Source organism: Halobellus limi (assembly GCF_004799685.1).
GTDB lineage: Archaea > Halobacteriota > Halobacteria > Halobacteriales > Haloferacaceae > Haloquadratum > Haloquadratum limi.
In genome coordinates, this window is sequence record NZ_CP031312.1 from 265,164 (window position 1) to 287,152 (window position 21,989).

At 64.8% G+C, this 21,989-nt stretch carries 23 protein-coding genes and 1 pseudogene; 10 read left to right on the top strand and 14 right to left on the bottom strand.

Annotation, left to right across the window (positions count from 1 at the left end; all coding sequences use genetic code 11):
* Position 1 precedes the first annotated feature (1 nt).
* Positions 2-1,090, bottom strand: coding sequence for an amidohydrolase family protein (locus tag DV707_RS15765; protein WP_103992370.1), 1,089 nt, complete (start codon positions 1,088-1,090; stop codon positions 2-4).
* 284 nt (positions 1,091-1,374) lie between these two features.
* Between DV707_RS15765 and DV707_RS15770 the strand changes: the two genes are divergently transcribed.
* The 4 genes and pseudogenes from DV707_RS15770 (at position 1,375) to DV707_RS15785 (ending at position 5,679) form a co-directional block, all read left to right on the top strand.
* The gene (locus tag DV707_RS15770; RefSeq protein WP_103992371.1) at positions 1,375-2,523 is read left to right on the top strand and encodes a thiamine pyrophosphate-dependent enzyme; all 1,149 of its coding nucleotides are present in this window, start codon (positions 1,375-1,377) and stop codon (positions 2,521-2,523) included.
* A 6-nt stretch (positions 2,524-2,529) separates the two neighbouring features.
* A pseudogene (locus DV707_RS15775) lies at positions 2,530-3,494 on the top strand (alpha-ketoacid dehydrogenase subunit beta).
* Between the two features lie 320 nt (positions 3,495-3,814).
* Positions 3,815-5,077: a tyrosine-type recombinase/integrase gene (locus tag DV707_RS15780; protein ID WP_103992373.1), complete on the top strand. Its 1,263-nt coding sequence runs from the start codon at positions 3,815-3,817 to the stop codon at positions 5,075-5,077.
* 59 nt (positions 5,078-5,136) lie between these two features.
* Positions 5,137-5,679, top strand: coding sequence for a hypothetical protein (locus DV707_RS15785; protein ID WP_200820921.1), 543 nt, complete (start codon positions 5,137-5,139; stop codon positions 5,677-5,679).
* Positions 5,680-5,775: 96 nt separating this feature from the next.
* Here the strand turns inward: DV707_RS15785 and DV707_RS15790 are convergent, their stop codons facing one another.
* The 7 genes from DV707_RS15790 to DV707_RS15820 all read right to left on the bottom strand — a co-directional run bounded on the left by DV707_RS15790 (position 5,776) and on the right by DV707_RS15820 (position 12,310).
* On the bottom strand, positions 5,776-6,174 hold the full coding sequence (locus tag DV707_RS15790; protein ID WP_103992374.1) for a secondary thiamine-phosphate synthase enzyme YjbQ: 399 nt from the start codon (positions 6,172-6,174) through the stop codon (positions 5,776-5,778).
* A gap of 182 nt (positions 6,175-6,356) precedes the next feature.
* Positions 6,357-7,835, bottom strand: a complete 1,479-nt coding sequence (locus DV707_RS15795) for an AMP phosphorylase (RefSeq protein ID WP_103992375.1) — start codon at positions 7,833-7,835, stop codon at positions 6,357-6,359.
* Positions 7,836-7,998: 163 nt separating this feature from the next.
* The gene (locus tag DV707_RS15800; protein ID WP_103992376.1) at positions 7,999-8,694 is read right to left on the bottom strand and encodes a triose-phosphate isomerase; all 696 of its coding nucleotides are present in this window, start codon (positions 8,692-8,694) and stop codon (positions 7,999-8,001) included.
* Positions 8,695-8,828: 134 nt separating this feature from the next.
* On the bottom strand, positions 8,829-9,893 hold the full coding sequence (locus DV707_RS15805; RefSeq protein WP_103992377.1) for an amidohydrolase family protein: 1,065 nt from the start codon (positions 9,891-9,893) through the stop codon (positions 8,829-8,831).
* A 58-nt stretch (positions 9,894-9,951) separates the two neighbouring features.
* Complete coding sequence (locus tag DV707_RS15810; RefSeq protein WP_103992378.1) at positions 9,952-10,275, bottom strand: Rieske (2Fe-2S) protein; 324 nt, start codon at positions 10,273-10,275, stop codon at positions 9,952-9,954.
* A 658-nt stretch (positions 10,276-10,933) separates the two neighbouring features.
* On the bottom strand, positions 10,934-11,563 hold the full coding sequence (rdfA, locus tag DV707_RS15815) for a rod-determining factor RdfA (protein ID WP_103992379.1): 630 nt from the start codon (positions 11,561-11,563) through the stop codon (positions 10,934-10,936).
* Between the two features lie 237 nt (positions 11,564-11,800).
* Positions 11,801-12,310 (bottom strand): hypothetical protein, encoded by a 510-nt coding sequence (locus DV707_RS15820; RefSeq protein ID WP_103992380.1) that lies wholly within the window; start codon positions 12,308-12,310, stop codon positions 11,801-11,803.
* A 108-nt stretch (positions 12,311-12,418) separates the two neighbouring features.
* Here DV707_RS15820 and DV707_RS15825 point away from each other — a divergent pair, with 108 nt between their 5' ends.
* Positions 12,419-13,966 (top strand): TrkH family potassium uptake protein, encoded by a 1,548-nt coding sequence (locus tag DV707_RS15825; protein ID WP_103992381.1) that lies wholly within the window; start codon positions 12,419-12,421, stop codon positions 13,964-13,966.
* A gap of 55 nt (positions 13,967-14,021) precedes the next feature.
* Positions 14,022-14,261, top strand: coding sequence for a DUF7120 family protein (locus DV707_RS15830; RefSeq protein WP_103992382.1), 240 nt, complete (start codon positions 14,022-14,024; stop codon positions 14,259-14,261).
* 186 nt (positions 14,262-14,447) lie between these two features.
* On the opposite strand, the gene DV707_RS15835 is transcribed toward DV707_RS15830, so the two are convergent.
* From DV707_RS15835 to DV707_RS15850, 4 genes are all read right to left on the bottom strand, one after another.
* Positions 14,448-15,914, bottom strand: a complete 1,467-nt coding sequence (locus DV707_RS15835; RefSeq protein ID WP_103992383.1) for an MATE family efflux transporter — start codon at positions 15,912-15,914, stop codon at positions 14,448-14,450.
* Entirely contained in the window at positions 15,911-16,540 is a 630-nt protein-coding gene (locus tag DV707_RS15840; RefSeq protein WP_103992384.1) for a TetR/AcrR family transcriptional regulator, read from the bottom strand. Before DV707_RS15840 ends, DV707_RS15835 begins: the two co-directional genes overlap by 4 nt.
* 186 nt (positions 16,541-16,726) lie before the next feature.
* Entirely contained in the window at positions 16,727-17,317 is a 591-nt protein-coding gene (locus DV707_RS15845; RefSeq protein WP_103992385.1) for a hypothetical protein, read from the bottom strand.
* Between the two features lie 80 nt (positions 17,318-17,397).
* A complete protein-coding gene (locus DV707_RS15850; protein WP_103992386.1) occupies positions 17,398-17,739 on the bottom strand; it encodes a CGCGG family putative rSAM-modified RiPP protein in 342 nt (113 codons plus the stop codon).
* Positions 17,740-18,403: 664 nt separating this feature from the next.
* Between DV707_RS15850 and DV707_RS15855 the strand changes: the two genes are divergently transcribed.
* From DV707_RS15855 to DV707_RS15865, 3 genes are all read left to right on the top strand, one after another.
* Positions 18,404-19,522 carry an amidohydrolase family protein gene (locus tag DV707_RS15855; protein WP_103992387.1) on the top strand — a complete coding sequence of 373 codons (1,119 nt, stop codon included), beginning with the start codon at positions 18,404-18,406 and terminating at the stop codon, positions 19,520-19,522.
* Positions 19,519-19,896, top strand: coding sequence for a Rieske (2Fe-2S) protein (locus tag DV707_RS15860; RefSeq protein WP_103992388.1), 378 nt, complete (start codon positions 19,519-19,521; stop codon positions 19,894-19,896). Before DV707_RS15855 ends, DV707_RS15860 begins: the two co-directional genes overlap by 4 nt.
* Before the next feature lie 75 nt (positions 19,897-19,971).
* Entirely contained in the window at positions 19,972-20,703 is a 732-nt protein-coding gene (locus DV707_RS15865) for an IclR family transcriptional regulator (RefSeq protein WP_103992389.1), read from the top strand.
* A gap of 304 nt (positions 20,704-21,007) precedes the next feature.
* Here the strand turns inward: DV707_RS15865 and DV707_RS15870 are convergent, their stop codons facing one another.
* Together DV707_RS15870 and DV707_RS15875 are read right to left on the bottom strand one after the other, a co-directional pair.
* Entirely contained in the window at positions 21,008-21,439 is a 432-nt protein-coding gene (locus DV707_RS15870; RefSeq protein ID WP_103992390.1) for a hypothetical protein, read from the bottom strand.
* A gap of 9 nt (positions 21,440-21,448) precedes the next feature.
* Entirely contained in the window at positions 21,449-21,682 is a 234-nt protein-coding gene (locus DV707_RS15875; protein ID WP_103992391.1) for a DUF2249 domain-containing protein, read from the bottom strand.
* 141 nt (positions 21,683-21,823) lie between these two features.
* Here DV707_RS15875 and DV707_RS18505 point away from each other — a divergent pair, with 141 nt between their 5' ends.
* Positions 21,824-21,976 (top strand): hypothetical protein, encoded by a 153-nt coding sequence (locus DV707_RS18505; protein WP_160113945.1) that lies wholly within the window; start codon positions 21,824-21,826, stop codon positions 21,974-21,976.
* Positions 21,977-21,989: the final 13 nt, after the last annotated feature.

A 21,989-nucleotide genomic window follows, 5' to 3' on the forward strand; every position in this document is an offset into this window, starting at 1 on the left:
CCTAGACGCCGAACACCTCCATCGCGTTGCCGGCGAGAATCGCTCTCCTGTCGTCGTCGTCGAGCATCGGGAGGTCGTTGATGACCGAGGGGCTGTCGAAGTCCCAGTGGGGGTAATCGGAGGCGTACAGGAGTCGGTCGGTCCCGATCATATCGAAGCAGAGTTCCAGCAGGTCGTTGCGGGCGGAGATCTCCAGCGGTTGGGTGCCGAAGTAGAAGTCCGTGATGTACTCGCTGGGGCGGGTGTCGAGCAGCGGCGCTTCCTCGGGGCGCTTGAGGTACTCCTCGTCGAGGCGGCTGACGAGGCCGGGGATGTAGGTGACGCCCGACTCCATGAAGACGATGTCGAGGTCGGGGTACTTCTCGGGGACGCCCTGACAGGCGACGCTGACGATCTGGGACATATTTGATTCGAGGAATCCGAGCGTGTGCGTCTCGATCATCTCCTGATAGCCCGCGCGAACGTACTCGTCGAGACCGGAGCCGCCCGTATGATACACGACGGGGTAGTCCATTTTCTCGCAGCGCTCGTAGATCGGATCGTACTTTCTGTTCCCCAGCGGCGGACTCGCCCCCGCCGTCACGAAACACGCTCCCACGAACGCCTCCTCGTCTTCCACCCGGTCGAGGACGTCTAACGACGCTTTGACGTCGTTGTACGGAATCGGCACGAGGCCGTAGACGCCCTCGTCGGGGTCGAGCACCTCCGCCAGCATATACTCGATGTACCCTTTCGTAAACGCCTGAATCCGCTCGTCGTCGGCGTTGATCCCGCCGGTGGCGAGGATGAGATGCGAGATCTGCAGGGAGACGTCGACGTCGAGGAAGTCCATCCCCTCGCGGACGCGCTCGGGTTCCTCGGGTTCGTCGGGGTAGTTCGAGTGCTCGCGCAGGACTTTCCCGTAGTTCTGCCTGTCGCCCGTCGACGTCGGGAAGAACGAACTGAGCGCCTGCGTGACGCCTGTGTCCTCCCAGAAACTGTCCTTGTACTTCGTGCGCCACGGTTCGGGCATGTACTCCGCGATCTCCGCGAACGAGTCCTGGTAGTGCCAGTCGCAGTCGACGATCCGCTCTTCGGCCGCGTCGATCATCGGCCGGTCACTGGCGTGAACCGATCTCTCCCCTCCGGCGCCGTCTCCCGAGGCTTTCGGTGGGACCGACTGTGGCAGTGACTCTCTTCCATATATCGAACGAATGTCATTCATCGTATTTATGTTTTGAGATCGGGCCGCCCACACGCGAGTGGTGAATCGATCACGGGACTCCGCCAACCGGTTTATGAGTGGATTCTCGGCGCTGATCGCCGCACGGCGTTCACCCGTTCGGTATATTTATTATCGACCCGATAAGTCAACGGATACGGCTCGAACCACATATGACAGAAAACACCACACAGGGGACTGTCGAACTGGACGCTCCGTGGATCACCCAGAGCGATCTCCCCGTCACTAAATATCAAATAATAGATGAGAACGGCGAGTACGACGCCGACGCGGTCCCGGATCTCGACACGCAGCAGTTCCTGGATCTCTACCGCTGGATGCTCGTCGAGAAACGCTACGCCGAGCGGATGATCAACCTCCAGCGGCGGGGCGAGATGGGGACCGTCGGGTCGAGTCGGGGACACGAGGCGAGCATCGTCGGCAGCGGCTACGCCCTCGCCGATGACGACTACCTCCTGGCGATGGGCCGCGAGACCAGCGCGATGCTGATGAAGGGGGTCTCGCTTCGGGACATCCTGCTCTTCTGGCGCGGCATCGAGGACGCCCAGAAGTACCTCGCCGAGCAGAACTGTATGATCGGCATCTCCGTCGGCGGCTACCTCCCCGTGGTCACCGGTATCGGCTGGGGGATGAACATCACCGACACCGACGCCGTCGTGACGGCGCACTTCGGTGACGGCGCGACCAGCACCGGCGCGTTCCACGAGGCGGTCAACTTCGCGGGCGTCCTCGACGCGCCGGCCATCTTCTACTGTCAGAACAACCAGTGGGCCATCTCGACCCCCTTCGAGAAGCAGACGAACGCCGATTCGATCGCCCAGCGGGCGGTCGGGTACGGCGTCCACGGGATCCGCGTGGACGGCAACGACGTCCTCGCGGTGTACCACGCGATGAGCGAGGCGCGAGAGCTCGCTCGACAGGGGAATCCGGTGCTCTTCGAGTCGCTCACCTACCGCACCGAGGGCCACTCGACGAGCGACGACCCGACCCGGTACCGCGACGGCGAGGAGGTCGACCAGTGGAAGAACCGGGACCCGATCGAGCGGTACGAGTCGTTCCTCCAATCGGAGGGCCTCTGGGAGGAAGTCGACAAACAGGCGATGGTCGAGGAGGTGGACGCGGAGTTCGACGCGGCCATCGAAGCCGCGAACGACTACGGTCCGCGAGACGTCGAGGAGCTCTTCGCCTACCTCTACGAGGAGATGCCGCCAGCACTCGAATCGCAACTCCACGAACTGGAGCGGAGCCTCCGCGAACTGGACGACCTCGAGGAGTACATCGTGCGGCGACCGAAGGGGTGAGTACCTATGCCTGAAACTATCATCAACGCGATCAATATGGCGCTGTCCGAGGAGATGGAGCGGGACGAGAGAGTCGTCGTCTTCGGCGAGGACGTCGCCGAGACCGGCGGCGTCTTCAGAGCGACCGAGGGGCTGAAAGACCGGTTCGGTAGCACTCGCGTGGTCGACACGCCGCTCTCCGAAATCGCCATCGCCGGCGGCGCGGTCGGCCTGGCGGTCTTCGGTCTCCGACCGGTGGCGGAGATCCAGTTCTCGGGATTCCTCCCGCCGGCGTTCGACCAACTCGTCACGCACGCGAGTCGGATGCGGTGGCGGACCCGCGGAGAGTGGAGCGCACCGCTCGTGGTCCGGACGCCGTACGGTGCCGGCATCCGTGCCCTAGAACACCACTCCGAGAGCCTCGAAGGTGCCTACGCCCACGTGCCGGGACTGAAGGTCGTGATCCCGAGCACGCCGTACGACACCAAAGGACTCCTGAAAGCGTCGATCCGCGATCCGGACCCGGTGCTGTTTATGGAGCCGAAACACATCTACCGGTCGATCCGCGAGGACGTCCCCGAGGACGACTACGAGGTCCCGATCGGCGAGGCCGCCGTCCGCCGGGAGGGCGAGGACGTCACCGTCATCTCGTGGGGGCGATGATGCAACAGACCCTGGAGGCGGTCTCGGAACTCGACGTCGACGCGGAGGTGATCGACCTCCGGACCATCTCGCCGATGGACCGAGAGACGGTCGTCGACTCGGTCGAGAAGACCGGCCGCTGTGTCGTCGTCCACGAGGCACCCAGGTCGGGCGGTTGGGCCAGCGAGATCATCGCCACGATCAACGACGAGGTGCTGATGTACCTCGAAGCACCGATCGAGCGGGTCACCGGCTTCGATATCCCCGTACCGTTGCTATCGATGGAGGACTACTACATCCCCCATCCGCCTCGCATCGCCGAAGCGATAGAGCGCGTCGCGAACTACTGACGGACCGCTGTTCACCAAGTACAGCGGACCGTCGCCGGTGGAACCGCTTCGCTCTACTCGCTCTCGGGGTGTTCGAATTTTTCTCCGGGCGGACCCTCGGGAACACCGCCCACTTTGGAATTTTATATCGCGCTATACGATTTATTAGATTTCGCCGGCGATCGACCGCGTTCGCGTGTTGTCTCGTTGTCTGCCCGGGACAACGACACACCACAAAAACTAAGTAAAAATACAAGAACGCTCTATCACCCGAAACCGATGGACTTCGAATCACCCGCTGACGAAGGTCGACCGTTTCCCCGATCCCTCGCGGTCGAATTATGACGCCGACGTACGCCCGGTTCGACGAGCTGGGGGACTTCGAGCGGTTCTATCGCGAGGAGATCGTCCCGGTGATCCGCGCGGATCCGAACGCCGAGATCGACCCCGCCCGTGAGACGCCGACGTACGCGTGGCTCAAGTCGAACTTTTCGGGGTTCGTCGAACGACTGCGCCGGGAGTACGACCTCTCGCCCGGACAGTTCTACGACGCCGTCGACCTGCCGCCCGGATCGGACCCGGACGAGGACGGGTGGGGACTCGATCACGAGCCCACCGTCCGGGCGCTCGAAGACTACCTCGAAGAACTCGAACGGGATCGAGGCAGGGCCGAGACGACGGTCGCCCCACGCAGGTCCCGCCTGAAGACGTACGCGAGTACGTACCGGGCGGTCAACGACACGAGCGATCTGCTCTCGCCGCTTCTCGACGAGACCGCGAAACCCGACGAAATCGCACGCGTTCGCGACACTTTCCGCGTCCTCGACGACCACCTCGGGACGCTCGCCTCGAAGAAGAAGTACGTCTCCGCCGTGCGGAACTGGTACACGTTCGTCGTCGAGATGGGCCGCGGGCTCTACAACCCGGCGGAGAACCTCCTGAACCGGTTCGGCTGGGACGAAGATCCCACATACGACCATCCGGCACTCTCTCGGGACGATCTCGCGGCGATGCTCGACGTCGCGGACGCCGACGAGCGCTTCCTCCTCCTCGCGCTCGCCGGCTGGGGGCTCCGGCCGGTCGAGGCCTGCGAACTCCACGTCGATCAGCTGGTGCTCGACCCCGACGAGGGATCGGTCCCGTACGTCGAGTTCGCCGCCGGGGAACGGAAGAACGCCCGTCGGACGCGAAACACCGTCGAACTCCTCGTCGGCGTCGACGCGGTCCGATCGCGCGTCGACGACCTCGCGGACCGAGCGGGCTGGACGGGCTATCTGTTGCCCGGACAGTCCATCGATCGTCCGATATCGACAGCGACCGCCCGGCGGTGGCTCCGCGACGTCGGGACCCGGGCGGGCGTCCGAATCGACGGGAGCCATCCGCTTCCGAAGATGGGCCGGCGAACCTGGTACCGGCTCTACCGCCGGCAGCGTCCGTCGATAGAGGCCGGCACGGCCGCCGTCGCGGCCGCACAGGGCAGCCGCGATGCCGACGTTTCCGAGCGGAACTACCTCGACGAACGGACGCGTCGGGAGGCCCGCGCCGAAGCGATGCGGGAACTCGTCCGAGAGGAACTCGCGGAGGTATTCGAGCCGCGACTGTAGAATACGCGTCACAGCGACGCCGGAGAAGTCATACGTCTCCCCCTTGTAGGCCCGGAGAGATGACTCAGGAACGCGACACCGTCCGGCTTCCGCTCGAACCCCTCCGGCAACGAGTGGCGGAAGCGACGGGACGGTCGGCCTCGTTCGTCGACGTGACGGACGTCACACTGGACGGCGAAACGCTCGAAATCGACTTTTCGACGCCCGAGGAGGACGTTCCGGTCGTCGAAGTGACCGTCGAAAGCCCGGGCGGATCGACCGACACCACGCCGGTCAGGCTCGACACTCCCTCGGGATTGAAGATATACGGCGACCTCTTCCGTATCGAGTACGCCGGCCGCGACGCTGAAACCGACGAGATTCTCGTCTCCGTCGCTCGACGGGAGGGAGACGAGTGGCGGACCGTCCTCGGATGCGGGCAGATGTGGGCCGTAGAAGCCACTCGAAGCGGCGAACCCGTCTCTATCACCTGTCGAGCGGAGACGCCGTCGGCCGCCGAGGCCGAAGACGAGGACCCGAGCACTGACTCCCCGACCGCCGATGAGGGGTCCGGAGACGACGAGGAATCGACCGACAGCGACGGCTTCCTCGGCAAGTTCTGACCGAAGATTCGTTCGCGTATCGCTCCGGAGACGCAGTGGCTGTACTTCCGTTCCGAGATAAACCAATAACAGCGATACAATCTGTCGCTGCGTGGACTACGCTTCGGCCGGAGCGGTGACCACTTCGAGGCTGCGGGTGCGCGGTCCGTCGCACTCGACGAACAGGATCGACTGCCAGGTGCCCAGGGCGAGCTCCCCGGATGCGATCGGTACCGAGACGCTCTCTCCGAGAAGCATCGCCCGAAGGTGGGCGGCGGCGTTGTCGTCGATCGAGTCGTGGTCGTACTCTCGCTCTCTCGGGACGAGCCGTTCGAGCGCGTCCTCGACGTCCGAGAGGAGCCGCCCCTCCGCCTCGTTGACGACGACGCCGGCCGTCGTGTGTGGCACGAACACCGTGCAGACACCGTCGACTACGTCCTCCGGGACCGTCTCCGAAACTTCGGCCGTCACGTCGCACACGGTCACGCGTTCCTCGGTTTTCACCTGAATGGACATACGTCAACGTACGCTAGCGAGGCTGATCAGTCTGGTTGTCGCGAAAGTCGGGTCGCTCTGCGGGCCGGTTCCGTCGCTCGGAAGTCGGTCTCTGGCGGTCGTCCGCGGCGTCGAGCCGAACGCCGATCGGTGGCGTCGACGTCCGACTCCGCACCCTCCCGGTGAGTCACCCGACGTCGCTTTCACCACTGCTCGATGAGCACCGCCTCGGAGTCGTGGACTCTGATCGGTGAGTTCGCCGTCCAGAACGTCCGCGCCTGCTCCAGTTTGTCCCGCTTTTCGGCGTACAGCGTGAGCAGCGGATCGCCGTCGGTCAGTTCGTCCCTCGTGCGACAGTGGAGATAGACGCCCGCCCCGTGATCTTTCGGCGCGCCCGCCCGCCGGGCGAGTTCGTTCACGAGTTTGTTGTCGACGTGCGTGACGACGCCCCCCCGGTCGGTGTGGATCGTCTCCTCGTAGGGCCCGGGCGTGAGGTCCTCTGACGACACGTCGGGATCCCCGTTCTGCGCGCCGACGATCTCGCGGAACTTCGCCTCCGCCGCGCCGGTCCCGAGGAGTTCCGCCGCCGTCTCTTCTGCCCCGGCGGCATCGAGGAGTATCTGCGCGAGGCGAACGCTCTTGGATCTGAGGTCGGCTGGTCCGTCTCCGTCCAGGGCGTCGAGGACGTCTCGCGCCTCCAGCACCGGCCCGATCCCCCGTCCGATCGGCTGTTCGCCGCGCGTGATCGCACAGTCGATCTCCATCCCCAGGTTGGTGCCGACGCGAGTGAAGTCCTCGGCCATCTCGCGGGCGTCGTGGAGACTCTCGACCTTCGCCCCCTCACCGTACGGCAGGTCGATGACGACGTGAGTCGCACCGGCGCTCTTCTTCTTCGAGAGGACCGACGCGATCACCTGCCCCGGTGGATCCAGAGAGAGCGGCGTCTCCGCGCGGATGATCTTGTCGTCGACGGGAGAGAGGTTGACCGCGCCGCCCCATACTACGCACCCGTTCGTCTCCGTGACGATCTCTCGCACCTCGCTCACGGAGAACGAGACGTCACAGAACACCTCCATCGTGTCCGCTGTTCCGGCGGCCGACGTCACCGCCCGGGAGGAGGACTTCGGAATCGTCACCCCGGCCGCGGCGACGATCGAGACGACGATCGGCGTGACGCGGTTGCCGGCGACGCCGCCGATAGAGTGCTTGTCGACGATCGGCTCCCGGTCCCACTGCATCGTCTCGCCGATCTCGACCATGCTGTCGGTGAGGCTCATTATCTCCGCACGCGAGAGCCCGTGGGCGTAGACGCCGGAGACGAACGCACCGAGTTCGACGTCGCTCAACAGGTCGCGATTGATGTCGCGCACGACGGCGTCGATCTCCTCGCGTTCGAGCTCGACGTCGTCGAGCTTCTTCGTGATGTGCGCCGCCGAGTCCGGTTTCGAGGCGAGCGTGATCTCGACCTCGCCCGTGATGTGGCTGATCTGCCGGGTGACACCGAGCAGTCCCGGATCCACGAGTTCGTCGGTTATCTCGACGATGCCGGTCGCCACGTCCGGGCCGTGTCGAATCCGAACGCGGTCGAGCGGGTGTGCGCCCAGTTCGCTCGCGTCGGTCGAATTGAGCAACACCGTCGGCGTCCGCGTGCCGATATCGATCTCGCGGGCCGTGAGTCGCATATCCGATCAGTTTGTTCACACCTCGCATAAGCGTGCGTGTTGCGCCTGCCGTCCAACCTCCGACCACGCGTGACCCACTGTCTCATAATGTTATTCTCACTTTTCGCCGTCGACCGCCGTCGACGGGGTGGCGCTCGGCGGTACGAGACGAGAGTAATCGGTATCAGTCTCGAACGCTGCTCCCGGCCAGGCTCTCGGCGATGTCAACGAGCCACGCCTCCCTGTCGGCCGCGTCCACGAACGCCGACGCCGCGCCGGCCGCGTCGGCACCGAGATCCAGACTCGCTCTCACGTCCGCCGCGGTTGTGATCCCGCCGCCGAGGAGGACGCGCGTCCGCGGGTTCTCCTCCCGTACCGTCGAGACGAACGCTTCCACGCGCTCTGGGGCCGTTTCGGCGAGTGCACGCTCCGAGGCGATGTCCGCGGGGTTCTCGAACAGGAGACAGTCCGGGTCGAACGCGAGCGCCGCGCGACCGGTCTCGACGCTGTCGACGCAAACGATCGATTCGAGGCCGCGCTCCCGACAGCCCTCCACGACCGCTTCGACGTCCGCGAGCGTCGTCGGAGCCTCCGGGTGATTGACGAGGACGCCGTCGACTCCCGCCGCGTCGACGGCCGCCAGGCCGACTTCGCCGGTTCCGCGTCCCGGTTCCACCGCGTCGACGGCCTGTGCGACGACGGTTAGATCGGTCTCCGAGACGATCCGGTAGAGATCCGGCGTTTGCGGAGCGACGGCGAGCGACGTGTCTGTCCGGTCCTGTACACCCTCTATCGTCTTCGCGAGTTCGAGACCGGCTTCGCCGGCCGTTCCCTCGTAGCGCTTGAAATTGATCAGGAAGGTCGGATACTCGAGCGCCATTGGTGCCGCGGCTTGGGGGCCGATCGGTTTCAGCGTTGCCTCGGGTGCGTACTCGTGGCGTCTGTTCGGGAGTGCCGTCGCGGCCGGCAATCCGAGAGCGCCGTCGCGGTCGGAAACAGACGCCGCGCCGACGCTCAGATGCCGAACAGCTCGCGGGCGTTTTCCTCGAATATCTTACGTTTCTGCGCGTCGGTCAACCCCTCGACATTGTCGACCGCCGCCGGAGCGTCGAAGTCCTGGTGCGGACGGTCCGAGCAGTAGAGGACCTGATCCTCGAGGTCCGCCCGTTCGATGAGGTCGACGACGTCGACCATCTTCGTCGCCTCTTCCGGGAGCGGCTGCGTGCCGTAGTAGAACTCCGAGAGGTACTCGCTCGGGAGTTGCGAGAGGTCGGCGAACTCGCTGGACCGTTCGAGGTACTCGCGATCGAGGCGCTCGCCCAGCGCGGGGATCCAGGAGAGGCCGCCCTCCCAGAAGCCGAAGTCGACGTCGTACTTCTCGACGATCCCGCGGAGGATCAGGCTGTTGGCGTGCCACATCTTCGGGATCGTGTGCCCCAGCGTGTGGAACTCCGCGAAGTTCTTCGGCTGCATCCCGGCGATTGGGAACCCGGGGACGATTCCGGTCGTCGAGTGCAGGATGATCGGGAGGTCGTGCTTCTCGGCGGCCTCGTAGATCGGTTCGTAGCTCTTGTGCCCCATCGGGAACGTGGGGCCGACGTCGGTGATCATCGCGCCGACGACCCCGTCTTTGTCCCCGTGACGTTCGATCTCTTCGGCGCTCTCCTCGGGATGGTCGCCGAAGACGTAGAGCTTCGCGTAGTACGTCCCGTCGCCGCGGGCGAAGCGATCGACGGTGAGGTCGTTGAACGCCCGCATGTACATCACCTGTTTGTCCTGAGCGGGGATCGTCGTCATCCGGAACTGTCCGGGAGAGAACACGACCGTGTCGATGCCCAACTGTTCGCGCACCGGATCGACGTCCTCCGCGTCGGTGATGTCCGGCGAGTGGATGTTTATCTCGGTCCGACCGCCGGCGCTTCGGTCCCAGCCGTCCCACTGGATCGGACCCCACTCCTCGGGGCCCGCGAGGTAGCCCGCCTTCTCGTTCTCGCGCATCTCGTCGTCCGAGATGTACTCTCGGATGTCGGCTCCGGACTCCGCACTGTGCCACTCGCCGTCAATCACCGCGTGATCCATAGCGATCCTATCGGAGTATCGCGACTTAACAATCCCGATTTATCGTGTCAAAACCCGCTCACGCCCGGACGTGGATCTCCCCGTCCTCGACGACGACGTCGTAGGTCGGTACGGTGTCGTCACCCTGGACGTGCTCGCCGGACTCGACGTCGAACTGCCACCCGTGCCAGGGGCAGTACACGCACTCGTCCTCGACTCGGCCCTGCCCCAGCGGGCCGCCCTGGTGTGGGCAGACGTTACTGAGCGCGAAGTACTCGTCGTCTATGCGAAACAGGGCGACCTGCTCGCCGTCGACGTCGACGACGGAGGACTCCCCCGCTTCGATCTCTCCGACGGAAGCGACCCTGTGAAGCGACGATTCCTCCGCGCTGGTGTCTGTCATACCCAGGGGGAAGGAATCCACCTATATTACGCTTTCTCTTGTGAGGACCGCTTTGTGAGGACTGCTCCACGGAAGCGACACCGGGAGCAGCCGCCATCACTATCCGAAGAAGTCGGACGCAGCTCCCGACGGATCACGGTGGTTTTTTCGGTTCGGTTTCGACCGTGGGAGCGAATCGACTCACACCGACGTTCGAGCGCCGGTGAAAACGCGTTTTGAGACCGTTTTCGTGGATCGGGAGACTCGTTCGTCCTCCTCCGCCGAATGGACGGTAGAGAACAGCCCGCGAAATTGATTCGAGACTGTCGGATCAAAACGCCACGGCGCCTCGTCCGACGGACCGAGCTATGACGCGAGTAGCTTTGTAATAGGATATGAGATGCGGACGTAGCGATCGACTCGATCAGGCCCCGACGGAAGACTGATTCCAAAGTGGGGGGCTCGCCCGCGCTTCGTCTTCCGATACGGACTCGATACTCTCGGATCAGTCTGTGAATTCCACCTCGCCGACGAGCACTCGGGTCGCGTGCACCGTCACGGCCACGGTCGTCAGTCCCCGCTCTCGATTGCGGTCGTCCGTCCGCTCTCGATCCCGGGCGGTCGCGCGACCGGACAGAGCTATCGACGAGAGGCGTTCTGCACGGGGTCCACCCCGTCCTCAGCTCCCATCGACCTCGTTCGCCGACTGGCAGTCACACCCGCCGCGGTCGAGCAGTTCCGTGACCGGGTAGCTGGCCCCGCAGTCCTCACAGAGCACCTGGACGTCCACCAGCACGTTGAACTCCCCGAGTACGAGTTTCCCGCCGTCTCGCAACTGTCCCAGGTTGTTCTCGATCACCGCGATGAGCCGGCTCTGGAGCCGCTGGATCGTGGTCCGGACGCTCTCTATCCGATCGCCCGACGAGCGGCCTTTCGAGACGTCTCTGAACTCCGTGAGGTACGTGTACACCGCCTGGTGGGAGACGAACTCCGACCGGAGGTTCTCGAGGTCGACGCCGCGCTGTTCGAGCGTCGCCTCCGCGTCGACGCGCATCCCGGCCGTGACGTCGTCGTCCGTGAGCAACCGATAGAGGTTCGCGACCTCGCCGTCGATCGGGTTCTCGCCCGCGTCTTGCAGTTTCGCGGCGAGCAACCGTTCGTTGAACCAGTCCGCGAGAGAGCGGAGGCTCTGGCTCTCGTAGCCGTTACCGAGCCACCGGTCTTCGAGCTCCTGCCCCACGTCCGACAGCCCGTTGGTCTCGATGAGTCGTCCGACCTTCGAACGGGTCGGATCGGAATCCTCGGTCATACGTCGCAATTCGTGCGTGCCCTGTTAAAGATATCAATTCGTCAGGGAGCGACCCCCGGGTGTCTCTCTGGGGAGTGCCGCGTGACCGCAGAACATATTTACTAACTACAATATCTCCATTTCTGATGGTTGTGGTGTCTGTCGGTCGCTCGGCGCGGAGCTCCGTCCGGGTTCCGACCGGGGGCGCCGCGAACGAACGTGACACGATTTCGTCGCATCGAGAGCTGAGACGCGTGGTCAGTATCGAAACGCGGCGTCGGCGATCGCCACCGTCTGTCCCAGGCCCACGAGGGCGAGGCCGACGACCGGTACCCACGACGCACCGACGAGAACGCTACCGGCGTACACGACCGCGCCGAGGAGCGACGTGACCGCGCACCCGACGTACACCCCGGCCGGCTCCGTTTTCCGGCGGGCGACGTCGACGAAGCCGACCGCCGGAAGCGCCATCCAGCCGAAGAGCGCGAGTGCCTGTAGCGGCGTCCCGACGGTCCCGGTCCGGAAGCCTGCAGCACCCAGCAGGGTCACGACGAACCCGACAGCGATAATCCGCCACCACACGCGGAGCGTCCCGGTGCGCATCTCCGCCCGCCCGGTCACGACGAACACCGCCAGCAGGACCGACATCGCGACGTGCGCGATAAAGAGGGTGGCGTCAGCGATCAGGTCGAGGTGGGTGGCGATCACGACGATCCACGCGAGGGGAATCAAAAACACGGGGCCGAACTCCCGGGCCTGACGGAGCATACCCGACGGGAACAGCCGAGCACGTATAGCCACTGGGGCCTCGGAAGTGGGTCTGTCGTGTGATGCCGAAACGTCAATGTATCTTCCCCTGAGTCTTACAGTCACTCGATGGTTCGAACGCCGGAAACGTACGTCGATTACAGGGTAAGCATCGCCTACGTCGGGACGGTACTCAAATACCTCGGCGTGACGCCGCTGTTCCCGCTCGTGCTCGCGCTGTACTACGGCGAGGACCCGCTCCCTTTCGTGGCGACGAGTGTCGTGATGATCGGTTTCGGGGCGCTTCTCGAACGACTCGATCAGCGCAACGACCTCGGCAACCGCGAGGCGTTTCTCTTGGTGAGTCTCGCGTGGCTCCTCGTGCCGCTTGCCGGCACGGTCCCGTATCTCTTCGCAGGGACCGGAACCGTCGCCACTCCGATAAACGCGCTCTTCGAGAGTATGAGCGGGTTCACGACGACCGGAGCGACGGTCCTCGGGGAGATCTCGGTCGAACGCCACGGCCACGCGATGCTGATGTGGCGGCAGCTCACCCAGTGGCTCGGCGGAATGGGAATCCTCGTGTTGATGGTCGCGATCCTGCCGGAGCTCTCGGTCGGCGGCGCACAGATCATGAACCAGGAGGCTCCGGGACTCTCGATCGAGAAGCTGACGCCGCGCATTCAGGAGACCGCCCGCGCCTTGTGGGGGATCTACGCTGGCTTCACCGTCCTCGCCGCGCTCGTCTACTACGGGCTTCACCTGGCCAATCTGGCGCCGAACATGGACCTCTACAACGCCGTCGCACACGCGCTCACCACCTTGCCCACCGGCGGTTTCTCCCCGCAGGCCAGAAGCGTCGAAGCGTTCAAACCGGTCGTGCAGTGGGCGGTGATGCCGTTCATGCTGATCGCGGGGACGAACTTCGCGCTGTTCTGGCACGTTCTCAAGGGGGACCCCCGGCGGCTCACAGACAACAGCGAGGTCCGCGGATACGTGCTCGCGATCGCCGGGTTCGGAGCCGTCATCTCCGCGGTACTCTTCTCCGGCGTCGGACTGGCCGAGACGCCGGCGAACGTCGGACTCATACCGGGGAACTTCGAGGACGCCCTCCGGCAGGGACTGTTTCAGGTGATCGCCATCGTGACGACGACGGGGTACGCGAGTATGGACGTCAACGCCTGGGACGCGTCCGCGCAGACGATCCTCCTGTTCGCGTACTTCCTCGGTGGGTCGGCCGGCTCGGCCGCCGGCTCTATCAAGATCATCCGCTGGGTGCTCGTCCAGAAGGCCATCGGCCGCTCGCTGTTCACGTCCGTCCACCCCGACGCTGTCCGGCCGATCCGACTGAAACAGGAGATCGTCGAAGAGGACACGATCCTCGACGTCTTCGTGTTCGTGGGACTGTTCGTCACGCTGTTCGTGCTCTCGACGATCCTCCTGTATCTCGATAGCTTCCGGACGCCTGCGGTCACGCTCTCGGGACTCGAGGCGATGAGCGTCGCCATCGCCACTCTGGGAAACGTCGGGCCCGGCTACGGCGTCGTGGGGCCGATGGACAGTTTCCTCCCGTTCTCCGACGCCGCGAAACTGTATATGATCTTCCTGATGTGGATCGGGCGCCTGGAGGTGCTCTCGGTGCTGGTCATCCTCTCTCCGTCGTTCTGGCAGCGGTGACGCGCCCCCCTCGGAAGCCTGCCACTCAAGTACCCTGAGGACGAAGGGGGTTCCAATGCCAATCGTCGAAGTGACGCTCCCGGACGAACTGCTGAGCGAGTTCGAACAGCTGGTCGACGAGGAGTTCGTGACCGAGGAACAGGCCGTCGAGGAACTGTTGAGTATGGGTATCGATGCCTATAACGTCGAAGTCGTCGACGACAGCGAACCCGGGGACGACTTTATGGACGGCGCAGAGAACAACCTCTTCGACACCGCGTCCGATCCGGGCGGACTCGACGATGACACGCTGTAGGCTCTCGACGCGAACGCCGTCGACCCTTTCGAGCCGAGCGCACGCCGGGCCCGCGTCGTCGATCGGCGCGCGTCGCTCGCGACGTGCGAACGCGGTGGCGACACTCTCTATCCGGAACTACGCTTTGCGGACACGCGTTTTCGTGGGCTGTGACCTCTCGGGAGGAAACCGACGTACGGGGCCGTCTCAGTCGTCCGCGGGCGTCGGTCGCCGAACCGACCCGGTCCGCCAGGATCCCCGGCGGTACCACGCGAACGCGATGACCGCGCCGGCGACGTTGGAGATGGGAAACGCCAGCCAGATTCCGTCGGAGCCCCAACTGAGCGAGGCGAAGTAGGCGACGGGGATGCGGATGAGCCCCAGCATGATCACCGAGATAACGGCGGCGGTGAGCGTCTTTCCCGCCCCGCGGAAACTCCCCGTGTAGGCGCGCATCACGCCGATGAAACCGAAACTCGGGGCGACCCAGCGCAGGAAGTTGCTCCCCTGGCGTACGACCTCGGGATCGTTCGTGAATACGGCCACAATCGGCTCCGCGGCGAGCAGGGCGATCCCACCGAGCACCGTGAGGACGACGAACATCGTCTTCGCGGCGAAGTCCGCCGCCGTCCCCGCGCGGTCGGGCTTCTCCGCGCCGATGTTCTGTCCCGTCATCGTCTCGACGCCCCGCGCGACCGCGATGGCCGGGAGGAAGATGACGGAGAAGACCCGAACGCCGATACCGAACGCGGCGACGACCGTGGTCGGAAACATCCCCACCACGAGCAGCAGCAGGTTCACCGAGAGCGACCGGCCGGTCACCTCCACCGACGCGGGCAGGCCGATGTCGAGCAACTTGCGGAGGTACGAGAGGTCCGGCCGCATCTGACTCGGGTGGATCATCACGCCGCGGACGCCCTCCAGCATCACCGCGATGCCGACGACGAACGCGAGCGCGCGGGAGAACACCGTCGCGATGGCCGCGCCGGTGATCCCGGACCCCGTGTATCCGGTCGACGCCAGCAGCGACGCTTCGAGGCCGCGCATCCCGAGCATCCCGAACAGCGGGTTGCCGTCGAACCCGAAGATGAGAATCGGGTCGATCGCGATGTTCAGCACCACCGACCCGAACATCACGAGCATCGGCGTGACGGTGTCGCCGTAGCCGCGCATCAGCGCGATGAAGACGAAGAAGCCGAACATGAACGGCATCCCGGCGGAGATCACCTGCATGTAGCCCGTCGCGAGCGGGTGCACCGCGGGCGATGCGCCCAGGAATCGGATGAAGGGACCGACGGCGACGTACCCGAACGCACCCAGAAGAATCGAGCCGATGATCGAGAAGGCGACCGTCTGGGAGGCGGCGTACTCGGCCTCCTCTTCCTCGTCGGCCCCGATGTGCTGGGCGACGAGGACGCTCCCGGCGACGGAGAGACCCATCCCGAGCGAGATCAGCAGGAAGACCATCGGGAACGCGAAACTGATCGCCGCCAGCGCCTCGGTGCTGAACTGCCCGAGCCAGAACGTGTCGGCGAGGTTGTACGCCGTCTGGAGGAGGTTCGTGATGACGATGGGCAGCGAGAGATAAAAGAGCGGTCTGCCGATCCCGCCGCTCGTCAGGTTCAGCTCTTCCGGTCCCTTGAACGCCGATCCGATCCGATCGAGGAGGCTCATTCGGAGGTTCCTCCGATCTCCATACCGCCGTTCGATCCACCGGCGGGACGCTCGCTCGCCTCGGTCAAGAGCGTCTCGTCGATGTACGTGTGGACCGCCTCCGCCGATTCGTCCAGCGGGTGTCCGACGCCGACGTGGCGCGTCTGGACCCCGTTGAGGAACGTCGCGAGAAACGACGCCACGACGCCGGGATCGACGTCTTCACGGAACGATCCGTCGGCGACGCCCTCCGCGACGATCTCTCGTACCGCTTCGACGTAGGCGTCGTCGAACCGCTGGAGTCGCTCGCGGAACGCCTCGTCGTAGGGCGACTGCGCCTTGATTTCCAGCAGCGCCGTCTGGAACGCCGGCGCGTCCGAGCGCCCCGTCACGAGCGAATCGACGAGTGCACAGAGCCGTTCGGCGGGCGTCTCGCCGTCGGGATCGTCGATCCGCTCTTCGAACCGCTCGTAGAGGTGATCCAGGAACGCCAACAGCAGGTCGTGTTTGCAGTCGTAGTGATAGTGGATGGAGGCCTTGCTCAATTCCGTCTCGTCGGCGATGTCCTGCATCGTCAGGTCCGCGTAGCCGTGTTCGCAGAGCGCGCGCTGCGTCGCGTGGAGGATTTCGGTTGGTGCGTCAGTCATCGAGTGCGTGGTTACGATAACTGACTGGCTGGTCAGTCAAAAAGAGTTCGAATCGACAGCCGCCACAACGTTTTACACGACTGATATCCGACGGGCGTCCCGCTGGACCGACGTCGGTACGGTCCATCGCCCGGAGACGACGCCCTCTCGCCGTGGTCCGCAGAACCACTGTAGCGATGGGTCGCGTCAGAACGGGGCGTCGATTCCGGACCCCTTCTCACTCCGCTCGACCTCGTCGCTCCCGGTTCGATCCGGCCCGGACAGCGAGCCCCCGTCTCCGTCGCGGTCCGGGACCGACCCCGTCTCTCGATAGGTCTCCTCCAACTCGGCCAGCTGCCGATTGATGGCCTCGGACTCGTGGTGCATCGGATGCACCCGGACTCGGACCAGATCGTACCCGTGTCGCTCCTCGAGGCCGTTCCACGCGCGGAAGGAGCCGACCGTGAGCGTGTGGCTCTGCGGACAGAACGGCGTCGTCGGCGTGAACTCCGCTCGCAACGCGTTCGCCTCGCGTTCCTCGGCGTACCGGTAGCCCGCGTTCGGGTGTCGCGTGTCGGCGTTCAACCGCGCGAGGTTGTAGCCGAAGGTCATGTCGTAGACGCCCCGCTCTTCGAACACCTCTCGGGCCACGCCGTGCACGGCGACGTGGTCGTCGCCGGTCAGCAGCGACGCATCGGCCAGGAACGGTCCCGGCTCGGGCAGGTGTTCGGGGACGAACGCGTCGCGCTCGTCGAAGAGCCCCTCGTCGTCGCCGAACGGTGATGGGATGCCGACCATACCTCACGTTCGGTTCCGGAGGTCGGTAGCGTGCGTGCCGAATACGTTCGGGTGGAACGCCATCTCGGTGGCGTCTCGACTCAGGTCCGCACGCGAACGACGTGGCCGCCGCACCCGCACCGATCGACGTACTCCCACTCGACGTCGTCGCCGTACGCGTCGTCGAGCGCGTCGTAGAGGTACGTCTCCGGGTGGCCGTGATCGCCGTGCGTGACGAGGTTCACGTGGTTCCCCGACGCGGTGTGTTCGACGGCCGAGACGGCCTGTTCGACGACGAGGCTCCGGCTCTCGGCGTGTTCGGGACCCTCCAGGTTCGCAGACCACGAGTTGTCGTGGACGCGGTCGGTCACCGGCGCCGCGTCGAGGTCGTGTGCCTCCCCGTCGATGTCCGTTACAGCGTCCGTTGTCGTTTCTGTCGTCATACGCCGGCATTCGTTCCCCCGCCGGGTAACCGACACTGCGAATATGTTCGCCCCGACGCCTGCTGTTCCCTCTGCCGCCGGATCTATCGCTCCCACCTCTCCTGCCGCGATCTCGCTCGCCGGCCTGCCCATATCCGGGGCGCCGCCGAAACACGACCTCCAGCCTCCGACGGCCTTCTGCCCTCCAATAAAAATAAAAAATCTGGTATATGCGACGTACTATTAGAATTTGATCAGTTCTCGCTGCTCGGAATCGGAGGCGCTCTCAAAATAACAAAAGTACGTGTGTTATTTTAAGGGCCGCACACCTGTCGCGAACTCTGTCCCGAATAGCGGGACGAACTCTCTCCGTGTGATCTCCGCATCCGACGGTCCACGCCCGTGGATCCCAGTTTCGCGATCGAGGGCGCGAATCTCTCACGTTCGACGGAATATCCTCACAAATTCGACACGGACAGACAGTTACGACAGCGACATACGTCCCGCTATTTGAGACAATCTAGTTCACCAGCGATTGGAAGAATACGATACGGTACCTACGGTCAAAACGAGTGTCTGAATCCCTTGCATCACTCTTATTGGGACTTATCGCTCTCGCCGTCACCCGATCCTCTGCCGGCAAATAAAACAAAATCTTTTTGTATCACTACTCCGTCCTCGACGTATGTCACAGCCCGACACGGAGTCGCGGAGAGCGGACGATCTCGACTCGTATCACGTCATCGACTGCGACTGCCACTATATGGAGTCGTTCACCGACGTCGCGGAGTACATGGACGAACCCTGGAAGACCAAGTTCGAGGGGAGCAACTTCGACGAGAAGGGGGCCAAACAGAACCTCAGCTCGTTCTTCCCCTTCTCGACCGGCGACCGGCAGGCGCACGGCAAGATCACGCGCGAGCACTCCTCGTACCCCGACTCACCGGAGACGCCCGAGCGGATCCGAGAGGGGATGTCCTCCATCGGCGTCGACGAGACGCTTCTCATCTCGCATCTGATCCTCGCCGGTGCCGGCACGACGGCGGACGACACCCGGCAGTCGGCCTTCGCGAAGGCCTACGTCGAGTACATGAGCGAGGAGGTGCTCGACCCCGACGACGGCATCTACGGGCTGGCCCCGATTCCGTACGCCGACATCGACGCGTCGCTCGAGATCCTCGACCACATCGAGGGATCCGAGGCGTACGCCGGGGCGTGTTTCGTCACCGCCGGGGCCACGCCGCCGCTCGGGAACCGGAAGTACGATCCGCTCTACGAACGCTGCGAGGACATGGGGCTGCCGGCCGTGTTCCACACCGGCGGTGCCGGACTCGACGAGTACGTCCGCGGCGGGTACCAGGAGATGCTGGAGACGCACACTCTCGGCTTCCTGGAATCGAACATGTCCCAGATCGTCAGCCTCGTCGTCCAGGGCGTCCCCGAGAAGTTCCCCGACCTCGACGTGGCGTTCATGGAGTCCGGCGTGACGTACCTCCCCTCGCTCATCACGCGCCTCGACGAGGAGTACCTCAAGCGCCCCGAGGAGGCCCCGCTCTTGGAGAAAGAACCCGGCGAGTACATCACCGACTTCTACTACGGGACCCAACCGCTCGAAGTCTCCGCCGACCCGGAGTTCTTAGAGAAGTGCGTGGATATGGTCGGGCCGGAGCAACTGATGTACGCCTCCGACTACCCGCACTGGGACTACGACCGCCCCACGACGGTCATCGACCTGCCGTTCCTCTCCGAGGAGGAGAAGCGCGGCATCCTCTCTGAGAACGCCGCCGAGGTGTTCGGGCTATGAGCGACGGACTCGTCGAGGTGAAACCCGCAGACGCGTTCGAGGACGGGGACCGCGAGTTCGTGGAGGTGAACGGCACGGAGGTCGGCGTCCTGCAGGTCGAAGGCGAGTACTACGCGCTGCAGAACTACTGCCTCCACGACGGCGGCCCGGTCTGTGAGGGCAAGACCCACCGGAAGCTTCTCGGGGAGTTCAAAGAGCCGGGCAAGCGCGTCGAGCGGACGTACACGGACGAGGAGTGCGTCGTCTCCTGCCCCTGGCACGGGTGGTCCTACGACATCGAGACCGGCGACCACCTCGGCAACGGGGACCTCTCGCTGCCGACGTACGAGGTCGTCGTCGAGGACGGCGTCGTGTACGTCGGCGGTCTGAAGTAGTCCCAACCGCGGGGCGGTGTGTTCCCGCTCCGACTCGGACCGCAGATTTATCGCCCGCCCTCGCGTCTCTGGAGTATGACCGGTAATCTCGTCGGCGCCGACGAAACGCTCTTTCGGATCGTCGAGGCGATGGCCGAGACGGGACCCGTCGGAGTCACCGAAGTCGCGGACCGCCTCGGCCTCACGAAGAGCACCGCACACCGCCACCTCCAGACGCTGGCGGCACACGGCTACGCGATCAACGAGGACGGGCGCTACCGCCTCTCGCATCAGTGGTTCCACATCGGGACGACGGTGAAATCCCGACGACCGTTCTACCTGGCGTCCAGAGGCGCGCTGAAGACGCTCGCGGAACGGACGGGGAAGACGGCCTGGTGCGCCATCGAGGAACGCGGCCGGTTGATGTTCGTCGACGGCGCGGGGGCGAACCCGACGCACAACCCCGACTTGCTCGTCGGCGACTGGTCGTCGATCACCCAGACCGCCGCGGGGAAGGCGATCCTCGCTCACCTCCCCGAAGAGCGCGTGGCGGCGATCCTCGACGCCGACGACGCGGACGAGCGGTACGCCGCCGCCGACCTGCGGACGGAACTGGAGTACGTCCGCTCCCGCGGCTACGCGATCAACCGGGGCGAGGACATCTCCGGCATCTACGCCGTCGGGATGCCCGTGGTCGTGGACGGGGACGTCTTCGGATCGCTCTCCGTCGCGAGTCCCTCCGAAGACCTGGTCACCGACGACCGCGAGCGGGTTCTGGAGGCGCTGTCGAGGGCGATCGACACCGTCCGGTCGAAGCTATCAGATTAATATATATCCTATCTATTTTATAGTACTCTCTCGGGTCCCGCGGTTCCACGCGCCGCATCTCGCACTTCATAAGAGATACTGTACGCCGCGGTAACGAGCGTAGAACCGGCTGTCGATATATTTGGTCCCGTGCGCGCGACCGCGGTGATCGCGTTCACTGTCGTTCAGAAGTTCGGGCCCTCGTCGAACGACCCGGGGCCTTCTCGATCGATCGGCCCGTCGTACCGGTGATCGGTTCCGCGGCGTCGCGGTCGTTGGGGAAGCCCGACGCCGCGACCGTCGAAAGCGACGACGACCGCCCGTGTCAGACCTCCCCGGATTCGAGGTACGCCAGTTGGGCGTTCAGCTCCCGGCGCCGCTGTCGCGTGATCACCGTCGCGTCCAGAAACGAGCCGACGACGGCGACGTCGAGTGAGAAATCGGTCAGCGCCTCGACGGCCGTGGCGTCGTCGCCGGCCGTCTCCCCGTTTTCGGCCCGCACGGTGTAGGTGGTCACCATCTCCTCGAAGAGCCCCTCCCGCTGTCGGTACGCCAGTTCGGCGTCGGGTTCCTCGTACAGCTCGAAGACCAGTTCGATGGTGACCGGGCCGACCTCGTTCGCGACCTCGACGACGTCGCCGTCGCGTCGCACCCCGTCGAACCCCGAGGCGCGCACGAAGGCCTCGACGTCGTGCATCCGCTCTCTGACCGTCTCGGCGTCCTCGTCGAGGACCTCCGTCACGGAGATGTTCGTCATCGGTTCGTCCTATTTCTTCGGCAGGCGCGCGACGAACTCGGCGGGGCCGCGCTGTTCGACCTCGTAGGCCTCCGCGTCGAACTCCGGGACCTCCGCCCGCAGCTCGTAGAAGAGCGGCTTCGGTTCGTGGTCGTTGACGAGTTCGAGCGTCTCGCCGCTGTCGAGGGAGTCGAAGGCGTCGTGGATCTTCGGGTGTCGGTCCGCCGGGGGTACCTCTCTGAGATCGAGTTTCGTGGCTGCCATACGTCCTCTCGTCCCCGCCCGCCGGATGAACCTTTTCGGACGAATATGTTCGCCCGAACGCTCCCTATCGAACGCCCGCTAGCTCGGCCGATGCGATTTCGCTGTCGCCGCTGCGGAGCGCGGACGGACCACTCGGCCGCGATGAGTCGCCACGTGGTCGACGAACACGGCCGCTCGGAACTGGGCTGGGACGTCGTGCGCGTCCCGGAGAGCCGCAGCGAGCGACCGGTCGCCTGGCTCTCGAACCTCCCGATCCGGATCCGCGCTCGTTGCGGCAATCGGGGCGGGCAGTGACGTGACTCCGACC